Origin of the sequence: Luteibacter sp. dw_328 (assembly GCF_018449605.1) — a bacterium.
In the GTDB taxonomy this organism is placed as follows: Bacteria; Pseudomonadota; Gammaproteobacteria; order Xanthomonadales; family Rhodanobacteraceae; genus Luteibacter.
The window spans coordinates 479,475-496,910 of record NZ_JAAVUW010000002.1 but is presented as its reverse complement, the minus strand read 5'-3'; the positions used below and the strand labels follow the sequence as shown (position 1 = coordinate 496,910).

At 63.8% G+C, this 17,436-nt stretch carries 14 protein-coding genes; all 14 read right to left on the bottom strand.

Annotated features, from left to right (window positions below):
- Nucleotides 1–252: 252 nt before the first annotated feature.
- Complete coding sequence (locus HB634_RS06920) at nucleotides 253–2,136, bottom strand: sugar-binding domain-containing protein (protein WP_213948060.1); 1,884 nt, start codon at nucleotides 2,134–2,136, stop codon at nucleotides 253–255.
- Nucleotides 2,137–2,146: 10 nt separating this feature from the next.
- Nucleotides 2,147–4,519 (bottom strand): GH92 family glycosyl hydrolase, encoded by a 2,373-nt coding sequence (locus tag HB634_RS06915; RefSeq protein ID WP_213948059.1) that lies wholly within the window; start codon nucleotides 4,517–4,519, stop codon nucleotides 2,147–2,149.
- A 66-nt stretch (nucleotides 4,520–4,585) separates the two neighbouring features.
- A complete protein-coding gene (locus HB634_RS06910) occupies nucleotides 4,586–7,777 on the bottom strand; it encodes a TonB-dependent receptor (RefSeq protein ID WP_213948058.1) in 3,192 nt (1,063 codons plus the stop codon).
- A 756-nt stretch (nucleotides 7,778–8,533) separates the two neighbouring features.
- Entirely contained in the window at nucleotides 8,534–8,764 is a 231-nt protein-coding gene (locus HB634_RS06905) for a hypothetical protein (RefSeq protein WP_213948057.1), read from the bottom strand.
- Between the two features lie 64 nt (nucleotides 8,765–8,828).
- The gene (locus HB634_RS06900) at nucleotides 8,829–9,062 is read right to left on the bottom strand and encodes a hypothetical protein (protein WP_213948056.1); all 234 of its coding nucleotides are present in this window, start codon (nucleotides 9,060–9,062) and stop codon (nucleotides 8,829–8,831) included.
- Nucleotides 9,063–9,098: 36 nt separating this feature from the next.
- The gene (locus tag HB634_RS06895) at nucleotides 9,099–9,944 is read right to left on the bottom strand and encodes an SAM-dependent methyltransferase (protein ID WP_213948055.1); all 846 of its coding nucleotides are present in this window, start codon (nucleotides 9,942–9,944) and stop codon (nucleotides 9,099–9,101) included.
- A 95-nt stretch (nucleotides 9,945–10,039) separates the two neighbouring features.
- Nucleotides 10,040–10,270, bottom strand: a complete 231-nt coding sequence (locus tag HB634_RS06890; protein WP_213948054.1) for a hypothetical protein — start codon at nucleotides 10,268–10,270, stop codon at nucleotides 10,040–10,042.
- A gap of 122 nt (nucleotides 10,271–10,392) precedes the next feature.
- Nucleotides 10,393–11,700, bottom strand: a complete 1,308-nt coding sequence (locus HB634_RS06885; protein ID WP_213948183.1) for a DUF58 domain-containing protein — start codon at nucleotides 11,698–11,700, stop codon at nucleotides 10,393–10,395.
- Complete coding sequence (locus HB634_RS06880) at nucleotides 11,700–12,707, bottom strand: MoxR family ATPase (protein WP_213948053.1); 1,008 nt, start codon at nucleotides 12,705–12,707, stop codon at nucleotides 11,700–11,702. Before HB634_RS06880 ends, HB634_RS06885 begins: the two co-directional genes overlap by 1 nt.
- Entirely contained in the window at nucleotides 12,704–13,789 is a 1,086-nt protein-coding gene (locus HB634_RS06875) for a hypothetical protein (RefSeq protein WP_213948052.1), read from the bottom strand. The genes HB634_RS06880 and HB634_RS06875 overlap by 4 nt, the downstream gene beginning before the upstream one ends.
- Nucleotides 13,786–15,300: a DUF4129 domain-containing protein gene (locus HB634_RS06870; RefSeq protein WP_213948051.1), complete on the bottom strand. Its 1,515-nt coding sequence runs from the start codon at nucleotides 15,298–15,300 to the stop codon at nucleotides 13,786–13,788. The genes HB634_RS06875 and HB634_RS06870 overlap by 4 nt, the downstream gene beginning before the upstream one ends.
- Nucleotides 15,290–16,267 carry a stage II sporulation protein M gene (locus HB634_RS06865; RefSeq protein ID WP_213948050.1) on the bottom strand — a complete coding sequence of 326 codons (978 nt, stop codon included), beginning with the start codon at nucleotides 16,265–16,267 and terminating at the stop codon, nucleotides 15,290–15,292. Before HB634_RS06865 ends, HB634_RS06870 begins: the two co-directional genes overlap by 11 nt.
- On the bottom strand, nucleotides 16,264–16,944 hold the full coding sequence (locus tag HB634_RS06860; RefSeq protein ID WP_213948049.1) for an RDD family protein: 681 nt from the start codon (nucleotides 16,942–16,944) through the stop codon (nucleotides 16,264–16,266). Before HB634_RS06860 ends, HB634_RS06865 begins: the two co-directional genes overlap by 4 nt.
- Complete coding sequence (locus tag HB634_RS06855) at nucleotides 16,944–17,429, bottom strand: RDD family protein (RefSeq protein ID WP_213948048.1); 486 nt, start codon at nucleotides 17,427–17,429, stop codon at nucleotides 16,944–16,946. The genes HB634_RS06860 and HB634_RS06855 overlap by 1 nt, the downstream gene beginning before the upstream one ends.
- Between the last annotated feature and the right edge of the window lie 7 nt (nucleotides 17,430–17,436).

Here is a 17,436-nt window from a genome sequence, read left to right as displayed (position 1 = left end):
GGGGTTCGGCGGGCGAGCGGGTACCGTATCATCGGTAACAGCCATGACTGACTCCAGACTAGTTAGTTAGGGTTAGCGGTCCAGGGGTGCGCTAACACCTCTGGGCCGCGCTTCTCACCGCATAAAGCGATGGTTGCCTGCGCAGCATTCACAGCGACGACGCAGGCAACGGAATTACCGTATCAAAACAACTTGAAGTTGTCTGTAGGCGCCTCGACCGACGTGCTCGGCAGAGGCAACGGGATGCCCTCGTCAGGGCTGCCCGCCCGCACGTATCGTCGCATCATTGATCGCCCGCACCTTCGCCCCATCCACCTTTTCGATCTTCCGATCGTAGGTGTACAGACCATTGTGCTCACCCTCGACATCGGTGATTTGCGTATAGACGCTGCCGGATACGCCAATGCCCGGACCCTTGTCGCGCAGCACGGCCGTGTTGGCGACATAGCCATCGTTCAACGCGGCGTTGTCTTTCACTTCGCCATACGGGTTGATCGGCGTGTTCGGCCACACATGACCGGGGACACCCAGCGTCAGACCGCCGTGCTCACCATCCATCGAGGCTCGCGTCGCATCCGGTGCGGGAAGACCCGGACCCTGGTAGTCATGGATGTCGATGAGGTCACCGGCTTTCGGATCACCCTTGGTGTCGCAGCAGTTCGCACCGCTACGGGCATTGACCAGGCGCGACGGATCGAGCTTCTTGATCTGCATAGCCAACTCGGCAGCAGCCCGAATACTCCATTGCCCCCAGCCTTCGTTGAACGGAATCCAGCCGATGATCGACGTCTCGCCCTTGAGCTGCTCGACGATGGCCGTGACATCGGTGCGGAAGCCGGCTTTGTCGGCCTCGCTGAGCTTGTCGTTGTGCCCGTTCGGTAGCGCCGGCATGTCCTGCCACACCATCAGGCCGATGCGGTCGGCCCAGTAGTACCAACGCGCCGGTTCCACCTTGATGTGCTTGCGGATGGCGTTGAAACCCAGATCCTTAGTTTTCTGGATGTCGAACTTGAGCGCTTCGTCCGTCGGCGCGGTGTAGATGCCGTCGGGCCAGTAACCCTGATCCAGCGTGCCCAGCAGGAAGGTCGGCTTACCGTTGAGCACGATGCGGTTGAGTCCACCCACCTTCTTGATGCCGATGCTGCGCATGCCGGCATAGCTGGTCACGTCGTCGCGCTGGTCACCCTGCGTAAGGGTGCCCTTGAAGCTGTAGAGGAAGGGATCCTGCGGGCTCCACAGGTGCGGATGGGCGATGGCCAGATGCAAGGGCTTGCCGGCTGGTCCGCTTACCTCGCCCACCGACTTGCCGTCCGCATAAGCGATCACATGGAGGATGGCGTTCGCGGCGCTGCCCTGCAACTTCGACGTCACGGTAAAGGCATCCAGGCTAGACGCCGGCGTGAAGTCCAGCTGCGCCAGGCGGGTTGCCGGCACCGGTTCCAGCCAGACCGACTGCCAGATGCCCGACGCTGCGGTATAGAAGATGCCGTCGGGTTTCAGCCGCTGCTTACCGACCATGACGTTCACGCCGTCGACCGGCGCATGCACGGCGACGACGATCTCCTGCGGGCCGCCCGGCTGCAGCGCCTGCGTTATGTCCGCACTGAAGGAGGTGTAGCCGCCCGTATGGCGTGCCACTTCCTTGCCGTTGACGTACACGGTGGCATCCTGGGCCACGGCGCCGAAGTTCAGCTGTACGTGCTGGCCATGAGCGGTGAACGACGCCGGGACGTCCACCAGGCGGCGATAGACCATGAAATCCGAATGCTTCTGCACACCCGAGAGCACAGATTCGATCGGGTACGGAACCAGCACCTTGTCCTTCAGCGCCTTACCGAACGACGGTGCACCCTTCCCGTCGGTCGCCGCGTACTGCCACAAGCCGTTGAGGTTCATCCACTGGGGATGCTCGAGCGAGGGGCGCGCCAGTTGCGGGCGCGGGTACTCGGGTAGCGCGTTCGTGGGCGATACCTGGGAGGTCCATGGGGTTGCCAGAGGGGCTGCTTTTCCGTTCCAGACGGAGCTGTTGTCTGATGCGGCGACAGCCATCGGGGTGATGATTGCGGCTATGGCGAGGAGCAAAAGGCATCGCCGCTGAAGCGGCTCCCACAGGGTCTTCGTTGCGTTGGACTTCATGCGTTGTTCCTTAAGGGGCGGGGCTTGGGGCTGACATGGAAGGCGGTGCGTCCTTCGGGTCGGCGCCCCAGGTCTTGCTTGGCTCGGGGCCCATCGTGAGTACCAGCGTGGCGCCGTTCGCGATGTCTGCATCGCTGAACCAGGCCTTGGTCCACGGCTTGCCGTTGAGCGTAGCGGACTGGATATACATGTTCCGCTCGGAGTTGTTGCGCGCAACGATCTCGAAGACCTTGCCGTTACCTAGGTGCAAGCGAACGCTGTCGAAGAGAGGGCTGCCAATGATGTAGTCGGGCGTGGAGGGATCGACCGGGTAGAAGCCCATGGCACTGAGCACGTACCACGATGACGTCGAGCCCTGGTCGTCCATGCCGGGATAGCCGTAGCCGGTGGCGTCGCTGCCGTACAGGTCGGTGAGAATGCGGCGTGTGAGCGCCTGCGTCTTCCAGGGCTGCCCGCTCCATGCGTAGAGATACGCGGCCTGCTGGTCCGGCTGGTTGCCCTGCACGTACTGGCCGATCACCCCGGTGCAATCGCGGCAGATGCCCTTGGGCGCGTAGGGCGTGTTGAAGAAGGTGTCGAGCTTTGCATTGAACGCGTCGCGCCCGCCGAGCAGGTTCATCAGGCCTTGTACGTCATGCGGCACGAGCCACAGGGTGGACCAGCCCGAGCCTTCCTTCATCATGAAGTTGTAGTACGGCTCCGCCGGATCGAATGGCGATATCCACTTGCCGTCCTCGGTGCGGCCGCGGAAGAAGCCCACCGAGGGATCGAACACGTTGCGGTAGTTCGCCGCGCGGCGCTGGAATATCTCGGCATCGTCTTTCTTGCCGACGCGCCTGGCGAGATCGGCGAGCGCATGATCGTCCCACGCGTATTCGAGCGTCGTGGCGACACCGGCCTTACCGCCGGCATACGGCGGGCTGGGATTGCCCGGCGGAACGATGTCGGATATCCAGCCATTCTTGTCGTATTCGGCGAGGTAACCGCGCGGGCCCTTCGGGTCGGTGGCGTTCTTGCGCAGCACCTCATAAGCACCTGCATAGTCGAACGGAATACCGCGCTGCATGGCACCGTCGTAGAGGAAGACGGCATGGTCGCCGTGGAACGAGGTGTTCATGTAACCGTGTTCGCGTGCCCGTTCCAGCTCGGAGCGCATGATGTCCTGCACGACCTTCGGCTGGAGCAGCATGAGTAGCGCGATCTGGTTGCGGCCGGTGTCCCAGTACGGCACAGGGCTGTAGAGATCGTACGCGGCAACCTTGAGTTGGCCGTTGGCGTCGGTGTACTGCTCGCCCTTGCGCGCAACCACGCGCGGACTTGCAAAGGAGTGATACAGCGTCGAATAGAACAGCGCACGCTGCTTCGGCGTACCGCCAGTGACTTCGACACGATCGAACAGCTGAGCCCATGCCGCGCGCGCCTTGGCGTGCACGCTGTCGAAATCCCCCTCCGCTGCATGCAGCCGCTGGTCGGCTTCGTCCGCACTGTGGCCGTGGGCGATCCTCACCAGTACCTGATCGCCGTCCTTGGTATCGAAGGTGACATAGGCGCCGGCATAGTTGCCGGTCACCTTGCGCTGGCCCGTCTGCACGTCTTCATGACCGAGGCCCTCGCCCTTGTCGTTGACGTCGGCGTGGAACGTACCGAACGCAGCGAAAGGACGCGAGAACTCCGCCACGAAGTACGGACCGTCCGCATCGTGGTTCCCGTGGTTGCCGGTATCGACACCTCGGATCGTGCGGTCACCGACGACTTCCACATCGCCGCCCGCGCGACGAAGATTGACCACCACGTTCGAGCGATGGCTCGCCGGAAAGGTGAAGCGCATCAGGCTGGTCCACTGCGTCACCGTCAGTTCGGCGCGGGTGTGGAACGTGGCGAGATCGACGGCGTAGTAGCCCGGGGAGGCCTTCTCGGTCGACTTGTCGTAATAGGACGCGGCGTAGTCCGGCGGCACGGTCCAGTCGCCCACCACGGGCATGATCATCGGCGCGGCGCGCGCACCGTACGTCGAACCACCGCCGGTGAAACCGATCATGGCCGGGCGCCCATAGACATAGGCCACTGGAACGCCAGTGGCAAAGCTCAGGTCGGCATTGATATTGACGGGTGCGGCGTCGGTCGAGCTTTGCGGCAAGCTCGCACCGGGCGAGGTCATGCCCGAATACAGCGGTTCACCGGGGGGCGGCGCATTGCCGATGAACTCTTTCTTATCCAGTGGCGCGGTGCCGACCAGCGGATTGGCTTCGTCGACGGATGAGGTGGCCGGAGCCGTGTGTTTGCCGTTACCGGCGTGGACCGCGCTGATCGCTCCGAGCGCGAAGACCGAAAGTGCCACCGCGAGAGCGTGGCGACTAGGAAGACGTGGGCGCGGGAGATTCATGCTGTTTTCCTGGGGACGGAAACGAAAGCGGGGCCAGGCTGTGCACCTGACCCCGCTGGGCTTTCTTTAACCACCATCACCGAACTTGTACGTGATGCCGACGTAGTACTGGCGTCCCGCGTATTCGAGGCTGACCAGTCGTGCCGTCGTGTCGTTGCCCAGGTACTCGTGCGGCGTCGACTTCGACAGGTTGATCACCGACGCGGTCACCACGAAGTGCTTGTTGAACTCGTAATCACCGTTCAGGTCGATCTGGTGATACGGCGCCGAATAAATCGGCAGCCCCGCCGTCAGGCCCTGCATGGTCCGGCCGGTGAAGTTGTCACTGGCGCGGAGCAGCAGACCGTTCTTTTCGTAGAACACCGACACGTTGGCCGCGTACTTGGCGCTGCCGATCAGTTCGGATTTGCCGACCTGTGTGTCGCCCAGGGAAACCGGGGTTTCCGTGGTGTGGTTGAGCGTGTAGTTGGCGATGTAGCCAAAACCCGAGTCCCACGTGTGCTGTGTGTAAAACTCGATGCCCTTGGAGGTACCGGAGCGTCCGTTGGCATTGGTGCTGTACTGCATGAAGTTCGTCGGCGTGCCGTTAACGTCCACATTGATGTTGTTGACGGTGACCGGTACGACGAAGTTCTTCACCTTCTTCTGGAACAGATCGATACCCACCACCGAATGCGGTGCGTAGTACCACTCTGTCGCCAGATCGAACTGGGTCGCTGTGAACGGCTTCAGGTCCGCATTGGCACCACTGCCGTACCAGCCCGGCAGGGGTGAGCCGAACTGTTTGCGATCGTCGTAGTACGCCTGGGTGTAGTTGGTCAGGCTGCCCAACTGGGCAAGGTCGGTGTAATTGGCGCGAGCCAGCGCCTGCGAACCCGCCGCGCGAACGACGACGTCGTCCAGGACGTTCCACGCGATATTGAAGCTAGGCAATGCCTTGTTGTAGCGCTTGCGCGTGGTGCTGTTGTCGAACGTCTGCACGACCGCCACCTCGCGTGGCTGGTACTGGAAGTCACCCGGCGCGCAGGCGCCGCCGGCAATATTCTTGCCGGTGGTCGGGCAGATCAGGATGTTGCCGCCCGCGTCGTGGTAGTAGTCCGCGTTGTTGGTGGTGATTTCATCCGCAACCGTGAGGTCCTGCCCCGTGCTGACGAAACGCAGGCCCACGTTGCCGCGGATCGTACCGGTGTCGAAGTTAGCCTGCACATATGCCGCGGCGATCTTCTCCTGGATCGACGACTTGTCATCGGGGTGGTTGTAGAGCACCCGGTCGTAGGTCTGGTTGAGATAGTTGTAGTACGCCGGGTAGTTGATCGCCGGGAACGTGCTATCGCTATAGGCCTCGTTGGTCCCGTCGAGCGAATTCGCCTGGAGGAAGCCCGCGGGCAACTGGCCGGCGTTGGGATCGCAGGTCTGGAACTGCAGCGTCGTGCCCTTGCAGTACCAGCGCTGCTCGTTGTTCGTCTGCTCAGCGTGGTTGTCGCGGTACTTGAAACCGAACTGCAGCGACTGGAACCAGGTCGAATCGAAGGCCCAGGTGAGATCGGCCTGGGCGAAGTTCTGGGAGTTGCTGGTATTGACCATGTTGGAACCGGTCGAGCCCAGATCCACCTGCCCCGCACCGGCCAGCATGTTCTGGAGCACGTCCGGCGAGGCGGAGAGGGTCGGCTTGCCATTGAGGGTCCACGCCGCGCCGTTGCTGCCGTCCACCCACTGGCCATTGACGAAGTTGCGCGGCTTCGCGGCCATGCTCAACTGCACCGACGGACCGCCCGTGGCCCAGGTACGCCCGAAGTTAAACGAGCCGCTGAGGCTGCCGCCGTTGTCCCACTCACCTTCGAGGTTGAGGGTCTGAGAGGTGGCCTTCTCGACGTTGTAGCTGCCATTGAGCCAGGGAATCTCGGTGGAGCAGGTATCCACGGCTTGACGCGCTGCGCCGGTAGACGGGTTGGTCAGCGAATTACAACCCACGCCCTTCGGCGGCAGGACGTAGTTCGCGCCGGTGACGATGGTGTGCGACGGATCGAACGTCAGGCCATTGGGTGCGAGCAACCTGCCCTGCTGGTCCGCGTAATTGCTGTTGCTCGGCAGGCCCCACTCGGGCACTTCCAGCGTGTTGGTGATCTGGGTCTGCTGCCGCTCGAAGCGAAAGTAGTTACCCGTCAGCAGCAAATGGTCGATGGGCTTGAATTGCATGGTCGCCTGGGCGCCCTTGGTCTTCAGGTCCAGCTCGTTACGACTCGTGGAGAACTGCTGCGGCATCCAGTAGCCCGAATCGACCTTGCCACCCTGGTCGACGACACCGCCGCCGGACCACAGGTCGAGATTGGGCGCCACGTCGGGACCGTACGGCTTGCCATGCACGTCCGTCGGCGGTGCGGTACACGTGGCCTGGCTCGTACAGTCATTGCTCCACCAGTGCCAGCTATCGGCCTTGGCCGTGTAATCGATGTCGCGACGCTTCTGGTACGAACCCGCGACGAGGAAGCCGAACGTCTCGTCCTTGTTCTTCCACGACCACAGGGCCGAGGTCTGCGGGGTCTTCTTGCTGCTGTTGTCCGAGCCAGCCGCGTTGATGGACACAAAGCCGTCATTGGCCTTCATTTCCAGCGGACGGCGCGTGTGCAGGTCGACGTTGCCGCCGATGCCGCCTTCGTCCAGGCGGGCTTCGAGGCTCTTGTAGAGCTTGATCTCGGAGAACATGTTCGCCGGCATCAGGGTGTAGTTGAACGAGCGCGTCAGACCGGCGGAGGTATCTGCCGAGGCCACGTAGTTACCGTTCAGTTCGGTCAGTGTCAGCTCGGGCGCAAGGCCACGAATGCTGACGGTTTTGCCTTCACCCGACTCACGGCTGATGACCACGCCAGGCACGTGCGCAAGCGCATCGGCGATGTTCTTCGCGGGGAACTGCGAGATGTTCTGCGCGTTGATGACCTCGACGATGGAGTTCGCATCGCGCTTGTCCAGCACGTTCTGGTCGATCGACTGGCGATAACTCGTGACGACGACGGTGTCCAGATTCGTTGGACCGGCCGCGGTGTCGTTGCTCTGCTTATCTGCCTTCTTGTCCTTATCGTTTTTCGTTGCCGTCGAGCTATCAGTCGTTTGTGCCGGCGCGGGCGCTGTCGTCGTGACGGGCGCGGATGCCTGCGCGAAAGCCGCCGTCGGGACCCCCATGAAACCGACGAACGACAAGGTGGCCGAGGCGAGCGCGGCGCAAAGCGGCTTGCGCTTGAGCATGTGTGGCAGATAAGTCATTTCTTTTTATTTCCCTCAGTGGTGTGCGCCGTTCTTGAAGTCGGCGCGATGATCCCCCGTTACATCACTGCTGCAGATGCGCGACCTATGTCGGCATGCGTCCTCCTTATTTCCCGCATTTCAATCGATCCAAATTTACGGCGGCAGGCGGCACCTGCGGTCGTCAACGATGCGTGGTTCATAGCCCTGGGTGCGCCGCGGAAAGACCCACTGCACCGAACGCAGGGCAACGTTTCCCGTTGTTGCCGTCGTCAGTGGACGAGAGGCAACGCAGCGGCAGAATCTCTATGTCCGCCTACTGACTGCTAGGCGGAAGTCGGCGGCAACGATCCGCGCCGCGGTCAAAAGACCTCATGAACACGGTCACGCGCGCTTCGCGCGGGCTGGTGCTCATGGACGTACAGGTGGTGCTTGCTTTCATGTGGCGGCTTCCCCTTCCCCAAGACAGGCCCGGCAGGAAGCGGCAACGTTCCGGGTGGCGCACGATGCGCACAGCCCTCTGCCCTCCCCACCCCAGTCCAAGCCAATGCACACCTTCGCGGCTGCGACGTGATGCAAATCACACTAGCTTGGATCGATCTAAATCCCCTGGGGACAGATTAAGACGCTAAAGCGGAGAGGTGTCACGCTGCGCTGCAAAAATCTTAAGCCGGTTGGTCGTATTCACAACGGGCGTCGACTATCTTGCAGGGATGCAAGAGGACTCGGCCGCCATTGCGGCGGCCGATCCTGGCTTTCTTTTAGTTCGGACCGAATCTAGTTCAGGAGCGAATCTTCATGCGCGCCTGTCTGGCTCTGGTGCTCGACATATCTGTCGGTCAGACCCAGCTCGCTCGCGAGCGTCGCATTGTCGCCGTTGGCGACCAGTTCGAGCAGTCCACGCGAAGCATGCGTAGCCTCGAGCGCACGCACCAGTACCTCGGGCGAGGCACGACGCAACGTGGCATCGCGGCCAATGGCCTCAAGCAGTTCGACGGTATCGCGCATGTTATTCCCTTCGTTGGTTTGTTTATCTTGGCTGGCCTCGGTCGAGGACCAGACCGACGTTCTCTCAGTTGAAGAGAGAATCTTCATCCTCATGCGCCGTCTGGCTCCGGTGCTCGACGTATTTGTCCGTCAGACCCAGTTCCCCTGTCAGGGCGGTGACGTCGCCGTGAGCGACCAGTTCAAGCAGTGCTGGCGAGGCATGAATAGCCTCGAGTGTGCGTGCCAGCACTTCGGGTGATGCACGACGCAAGGTGGCGTCACGCCCAATGGCTTCCAGCAATTCGACGGTATCGCGCATGTTCTTCCCCTGATGGTTGGTTAGGTTGGTTGGCACTTACGCTGTAACGGCCGGCTCGACACCCGAGCCATGGATGGCATCGAGCGCATCGAGGCGCGCACGCCAGACGGCATTTGGCTTCAGCGCCTGCGCAGGCGGGATGACGAGCGTCTCGTGGCCCGTGTACTCGGCGGAAACGAAGTCACGCAGTTTCACGTGCTGGATGTGCGGCCCTTCGATCGGCAGTGTCGGCGCGCGATAGACGATCACCTCGTGATCGGCCGGATAGTCCAGGCACAGGCGCTCCGTCAGCAGTTCCCGGTATGCGTCGGGCGTGCGGAAGCGGCCGAGCGAGCGGTCACCGACGACGCCGAGCTGCCAGAGGATCACATGACCGGTCGTATCCAGGCTGCGCTCGAAGAAGAGCAGCTGGCTCGCCTCGAGATGCTGGCAGCCGAAGCGCGCCGGATCGATACCGAGATCGGCGTACAGGCAGTCTTCGGCGGAAATACCGGGCTCCATGTAAGCCTCGTAGCCTTCGGCGCGAGCAACCTCGATGACCTTATGCGGCGACCAGGCAAAGATGCCGGGGTGGCCGTAGAAGACGGCGCATACGCGCTTGCCTGCCCGCACCTCGGTCATCATCACCTCGACCCATTCACGATAGGTCTTCATGCGCGACTTGCCGGGCTTGTAGTAAGGCTGGAGGCTACGGACTTCGGGATTCAGGCGTTGCAGCCAGAGTTCCACCACGTGGTCCGAGAGCGCGGCGAAGACGACGTCAGCGGTCTCGATATAGTTGCGCGCGATCGGCGTCAGGTGCGAACCCAGGGTGATGCCCATGCCTACGGAGGTGATGCTGCCGCGCGGGGCGTCGGTCGAAACAGTCGTGGGTGTGTTCATAGGGCCATAGTATGCAAAGTCGAATATGACAAGCGACGACTTGCCAGGGCGGCAATCCGACGACTCGGGGGAAAAATCAGGCAGGTACCGGTCGCTCAGTTGAGAAGCGAATCCTCATGCGCGCCTGTCTGGACCATGTGCTCGACATATCTCTCCACGAGACCCAGTTCATTCGCGAGCATGGTGCTGTCGCCATGGGCGACCAGCTCCCGCAGGCCAGGCGAGGCATGGGTGGTTTCGAGTAAGCGCGAAAGGACCTCGGGCGAGGCGCGGCGCAAGGTGGCATCGCGGCCAATGGCCTCGAGCAGTTCGACGGTATCGCGCATATCCTTTCCCCTGGTTGGTGTTTTCGTCATACGGACGCCCCTGCCCGATGTGATAGCGGAAGGCCGTCCTACTCACTAGCTTCTCAGGAATGTCCTCGGGATGAAAGAAGCGTCGGGAAGCTTCAGAGTCGCCCTGCCCGCTTGATCGCCAGATACCGCTCCACCAGCCTGCCGGACAACTCGCTGGCGAGTACATCCAGCGTGGCAATACCTTCCCGTCGCAAACGCGCATGTACCGCGTCCCGTTGGTCAAGGTAGCGCAGCGCACCGGCTGTCCGGATGGCGGCTTCCAGGCTGTCTGTATCGCCGGTCGCCGCGCGATCCAGTGCCATTTCTCGCAGGCTCACCACCATGACCAGGTGCCGGCGCGACATCATTTTCACCGCCGCGCGTAGCTCCTCGTCGTCTTCGTCGCGCACATTGGTCACCAGAACGACCAGTGCGCGCCTTCGCTGGCGTGTCTGCAGCTCGCTGGCCGCGTGGAGGTAGTCGGTGGGCGTGGATTCGGCGCGCAGGTCGTAACCGGCGCCCAACAGCATGTCCATGCCGCCGGCACCCTGTTGCGGCGCCAACCAGCGTGTGTTCTCACCCGCGCAGGCGAGCAACCCTACGCTGTCGCCCTGGCGAAGCGCGATGTAGGCCAGGGCGAGCGATGCGTTGAGTACCTGGTCGAAGTGGCCCACGCCGTCGTCTTCGGCCAGCATGCGACGACCGCAGTCCAGCATCAGCACGACCTGCTGGTGGCTCTCGTCGCGGTACTGGCGCGACATCAGGCGGCCCGCCCGCGCGGTGGCTTTCCAGTCCACCTTGCGCAGGCTGTCGCCCACGCGGTAATCGCGCAGTTCCTGGAATTCCGTACCTTCGCCGCGCCGGCGTTGCAGCCGCGCGCCTACCGAGCGCGACGCCAGTTCCACGCTAAGGCCAGCCATACGCGCGAGCGGCGCGAAATTCGGAAACACGCGTACATCCGCCGTGACATCCAGCGTGCGGCGTTGGTGCCACAAGCGCCAGGGTGAGGTCAGTTCCACCTGGCAGCCGTCGAAGGCGAACTTGCCTCGGGAAGCCGGCCATAGCGCATACGAGAAATTCAGTTCGCGCGACGGCGCGAGGTCGACCGTGCGCGGCAGACCCTCGACGCGCCAGCCACCGGGATGCATGTCGTGGATGCGTACGCGACGCTTGCGCTTGCCCGCGTGGCGCAGGCGTAGCGTCACGTCGAGACGCTCACCCAACGGCAACACGGCATCGAGTTCGCGAGTCAGTTCGGGCGAGGCCTGGCGGCCCAGGCGAAACACGTCGCCTAGCATCACGATGGCGCACAGTGCGCCAAGCATGGCCCACCACGACAGCGGCAACAGCTCGATCGACACCAGCACGCCCGCGGCGAACCAGACGCCGATCAATGACAGCATGGCGGCAGCGGGACGAATCATCGGCGCGGCGCGGCGACTTTGTGCAGCAGGCCCTTCAGGATGTCTTCGGCATGCTGGCCATCGATCAACGCCTCGGGGGCCAGCAGAAGGCGGTGGCGCAACGCGGGAATCGCCACGCTGCGCACGTCGTCCGGCGTGACGAAGTCGCGGCCGTCCACCAGCGCGGCGGCGCGGGCCAGACGCACGAGTGCCAGGCCACCGCGTGGACCGGCACCGGCAAGCACGCCCGACCACTCACGCGTGGCACGTGCGATCCGCACGGCGTAATCCACCACTTCATGATCCACGCGCAGGGCGGCCACCATCCGCTGGATGGCCATCAGCTCCGCCTCATTCATCACAGGCGATACGCGCGACACGTCCAGGTCCGCGGCGACCTGCCCGTCCAGCACCTCGGTCACCATGCGTGTTTCGTCGGCCAGCGTCGGGTATTCGATCTGCACCTTCACCAGGAAGCGGTCCAGCTGCGCTTCGGGTAGCGCGTAGGTACCTTCCTGTTCGATCGGATTCTGCGTAGCGACCACCATGAAGGGCTGCGGCAACGGGAAACGCCGACCTTCGATCGTGACCTGGTTTTCCTGCATCGCTTCGAGTAACGCCGCCTGTGTCTTGGCCGGCGCACGATTGATTTCGTCGGCCAGGAGCAGGTTCGCGAACACCGGGCCGCGACGAATCTGGAAGCGCTCGGCCTTCATGTCGTACACGGCGTGGCCGGTGACATCGGTAGGCATCAGGTCGGGAGTGAACTGCACGCGGCCGAAGCTGCACCCCACGGCACCGGCAAGGGCGCGCACCAGTAAGGTCTTGCCCAGGCCAGGCACGCCCTCGATCAGCACATGACCGGCGGCGAGCAAGGCCAACAGTACCTGTTCGAAGACCGGCTGCTGGCCGATGAACGCACGACCCACCTGGCTGCGCAGCGCGGCGATGCGTGCGGCGACCTCCGTCGGTGTGAAGGTGATCGGGGGCGCGGCTTCGCGCGGGGTGTCGACGGACGTGTTCATGGATGTCTCCGCAATCGGGAAAGAATGGCGATGCTGTCGCGAAACGCATTGGCGTCGACGGGAGGCCGGAATGCCCGCGCAACGTCCGCGGGAGCCTCATCGAAGCGCTCGGCCAGGCGAACGTGGAGCGACTCGCCCTCGAGGTCGTCGGCACCGGGACCCAGCCGCCGTGCACGGGAAAGCACACCGGCGCAGACACGCGCATGCAAACCACGGCCGCGGTCACGTCGGTAAAGGAATTCGCCAGCGGCCTGCACGTGCTCCACAAGGGCACGGCGATCCGCACGCGGGGTGTCCAGCAGCGGGCCGAGACGCACGGCGCGCGATACCGCCCACGCTGCCAGCAACAGGGCGAACGCAAGCATGGCCGGCCAGCCGCGAGTGAACAGCAGGCTCCAGATGCGATCGCCGTCCACGCGGTACACCAGCGCGGCGGATTGTTCGTGGTCGTCCAGATGCAGCACGCGCACCAGCAGGCGACGTGCCACAGGGTCTTCGAAGCCACGACCGCTGAAAGGATCCAGCGACGGCACGAGGGTGATCGTACCGTCGCCGTAACGGAACGTCACCATCAGGTCACCCTTCGCATCGCCGAGTCCATCGACGCGGGCAGCGGCACGCAGCTTCACGCGCATACCGCACCACGAGTAGGACTTCTCACCGGCGAGCCCCTGAACGTCCAGGCAGCCGGTACCTGCCGGCGCGAGACCGACGGCCTTGCTCAGGCTTTTCCAGAAAAAGGCGCGGGCCATCTCCGCGTCCGAGCCGGTGCGCAACACGACCGTTGCTCCGTCATCCGCAAGCGAAAGCAGATCTTCGGCGTCGTCGCGATCCAGGTTGGCCGGATTCACCCCCATCACCACCAGCGAGTCATCGCCTGATGGCATGCCACTGACTGAATGCGCCGGAATACCCATGCCGCGCATCGTGCGCTCCAGGGCGTAAAAGCGATTGGTTGCCGCCTTGCCGGAGGGTGGCACGTCCACGTCGACTTCCTTGTGCTCGAACGTGCTGAGGAATGTTCCAACGCATAGCAGTACGAGCGCCGCAATGGCCAGTGCCCATGCATTACCCCTGCTCATACGTGCTCCACCGGCCAACCGCCGAGCATGACGGCCATTTCCTCATCAGAAGGATAACGATCCGCGTAGGCCGCGAATTGCCAGGTCCGCACGATACGAATGGCCCGGCGGCCCGCGTCGTCGTCATCGAGGCGGCGCGCACCGGCGATGGCGTCCGCTTCGGTGGCATCCGGCGACACTGGCTCGTCGAGCCGCGTCGCCACGCGCTCCACGGTGCCGCGATAAAGCAGCGCCAGCGCTTCCCGACGCGAACCCGACCGCCAAAGCTGGTGCACCTGCTCGCCGAAGCCCTTTGGCACGGCCACCACCATGTCCGTTTCCTGCACGGCACTCTGCACCGGCGCGCGAGCCGCCGCCGGCTCACCCCGGCGCGAGGGCCAGCGTTGCCGGGCGAACCACCCCAACCATGCGAGGGCGGCGATCAGTAATGCGATGAGAAGTCCCTTCGAGGCCACACCGGCCCCGGCGACGTCGCCCGGCACGATCGGTTTCTCCGGGACGATTTCTGCAGGTTTACGGGCAGCCGGATGCTTCGGTACCCAGCGCCAGGCCTGCGTCTTGCCACCAAGCAAGGGATCGGCCAGCACCTTGCCCGACACGTCGTTCATCCGCTGGTCGGCGCCCTGCTGCGGCGCGGGAAACGCCGAATCCAGCGACACGCGGACCGCATCGGTTTTGACGTCTCGCGGCGTGTCGGCGGCATGCGCCGTGGGCGCGACGAAACACGCGGCCATCAGAACGAGCGCGGTCGTCGCGGTGGCCAACAGGCGGTTACGCAACCGGCGGAACGCGAGGTCCAGGTCCCACGCTTCGAGCTCGGTGCGGCGGCCGAGATAGAGCGCGAAGCCGCCGGTCGTACACAGCGGCTCGGCGACCGACATGCCGAGGTAGTACGCCACGACAAGCGGAAGGGAAAGCCAATGGGGCATCGTTCGCAAAAAACCCGCGTTGAACCAGTACGACTCCCACAGCTCGGCGGGCACGAACATCGGCAGGAACAGCAACGGGCTAAGTGCCAACACCCACTCGAACATCATGCAGGTCAACGCGAGCCCCGTACCGGGACCCTCGACGCCACGGCCGAACACACGCCAGCGCTCGGCGCGTGCGCGGCGGTCCAGACCTTCGAGGTAAACGATGGGTTGCAAGACGCAGCGCCGCGGATCGAGGCGACGAATCGTCATCCAGGCCAGCAAGCCTTGCAGGCCCCACGTACGCATGCTGCGCAAGGCATCGCGCCAGCCGGGTGCCTCCGCGAACACCGCCCGTGAAACGACGTAGAGCGGAATGCGCGCGAACAAGGGCTTCAGCCACCAGAGAAACAGCAATGACACCCAAGGCTGTCCCAGCCACAGTGCCAGGCCGATGGCTATCGCGAGGAACGGAAGCGACGCGATGAACCATGCCGTGAAGATCGGCTGCGCGTGACGACGGAGCATCGCTGCGCCGAGGTCGGCGGATTCACGGGTACTGCGCGGGCGCAGCACGACGGAGATACGCTCAATCTCCACTGCGCCTCCTGCGGCCACCGAAAGCCAGCCACGCGATGACGAGTAACCAGAGCAGCGCGGCACTGCCAAACTTAACGACGTCCGGAAACGCCGCCACGGACGACCAGAACGCCTCGATGAAGGCGGCGACCACCAGCATGAGGAAGGCACCGAGTACCAGTTGTGCACCCACGCCACCGGCCTCGCGCAACGCATCGCCACGGCGCATGCGACCGGGCGCCAGCAGCGTGTAGCCCAGGCGCAAGCCGGCGCCGCCGGCGATGACGATAGCGGTGAGTTCAAACGACGAATGCGCGGCGACGAAGCGCCAGAACGGGCCACCGTAGCCGATCGCATCCAGGTGACCCGCGATGCCTCCGAACATGATCCCGTTGGTCACCAGCACGTAGATCGCTCCGACGCCGAAGAACAGACCTGCCGCGAAGGTGCGAAAAGCGATGCCGACGTTGTTGAGCACGTAGAAGCCGAACATCGCCACGTCCGTGCCGCTGGTACGACCCATCCTGTCGCGCGTCGGGTTGTACATCTGCTCGAACCGGTCCAGCGCCTGCCCGCTGAAAATCATGCCGGCCACGTCAGGCCGGAAGTGAATCAACAGCAGGCAGATGAGGGTCGGCAGGTACAGCAGCGCAGCGGCAATGACCATCGCCTTCCACTCGCGACGGACAAGGCGTGGGAATCCCGCGACGATGAACTCGCCGATACGGTGCCAGCGCGGCGCCGGCGGGCGATAGAGCAAACGATGGCCCCGATCCACGATGCGCTGCAAGCGGTCCGTCACGTCGTGGCTGTAGCCACGGGCACGAGCCATGGCCAGGTGCTGGCAGATGCGACGGTACTGGCTCGGGAAATCCAGTCCCTGCTCCGCCAGCGCCGACGACCACGCCTGGCGACCACTACCGCGCATCCAGCTCTCCACTTCCGACCAGCCCGCATCGTGCAAAGCCACGAACCGCTCTTGTTTCATGGGCGCCCCAGCAGCCAGTTGGCATGCGCCAGCAGCTTGCGCAGCCCGGCATTGCCCATGCGCCCGGTGAGCGGCTCCAGCAGGTCGCCCAGTTCGCGTTGCCGCGCTTCATGCAGGTTACGGCCACGCTCGGCAAAGGCCACGAGGGCTTCCTGTTCTTCCAGGCGCAAGGGCGTCGACGGTGGTTCAGCCGGCTCGTTCGGTATCTGGCCCAGGGCGCCACGCTGTAGCACGTGGATCACCATCGTGCCTGCCACGATGTCTCCAATGCGGCGACTGTAGGGATCGATCAGGCAACAGACGAGACCGATGCCATAGATGCCCGGGAGGGCATCGACCGTACGCAGCAGGTTGCGAATGACCGAGGGCAGCAGCGTCACGGGCGTGCCGTCCGCATTCACCACGCGCAGGTTCATCATGCGCTTGCCCACCGTCTGCCCATCCATCCAGACCTCGCAGGCAACGCCGTAAATCCAGAACGCCGCGAACAGCACCAGCATGCCCAGGCCGGCGCCCGCAGAGCCCAACATGCCGAGCACGGCCAGCAGGAAGAAGGCAGCGAGCGCACGCAGGGCGAAGTCGATAAGCCACGCATGCGCACGCGCCGTCGCCCCGGCCGCGTGCAAGCGGAGCGAGACGCCTTCCGGCGTCTCGATCTGGCGAACCGTATCGAGCATCAGGCGTCGACGACGATGGTGCCGGCGACGTAGTCGTGGCCGCAGCGGCGCTCACTGGCGAAGATCACGCAGGCATCGACCAGTGCCACGGCGATGCCCACCTTGGGAATCATCGACACCGCCGTCAGTGGCAGCCAGCGCAGAACCACGATGCGCCACAGCGGAGCCGGCGAGCCGTCGGCCATGACCACCTTGGTGCCCACGATCTTCTTGCCGAGTGTCTGGCCGTTTTTGCTCAACAGCACAAGGTTGATGATGCAGAGCACGACCAGGAGACCGAAGCCAAGCAGGGCCGCGCTACGCGTCATGCCTCCGCTCTTCATGGAATAGGTCCATGGGGCGAGGCAGATGGTGCTGAAGATGCCATCGAGGAAGGCAGCGCCGAAACGTTGGCCACGACTGGCCTTGGCGCGTTCGAGACTGGCTGGCGTGGCGGCGTGGGTTTCAAGCTCGGATTGAGGAGCGGCGTACGGATTGCTGTCCATTTGCATG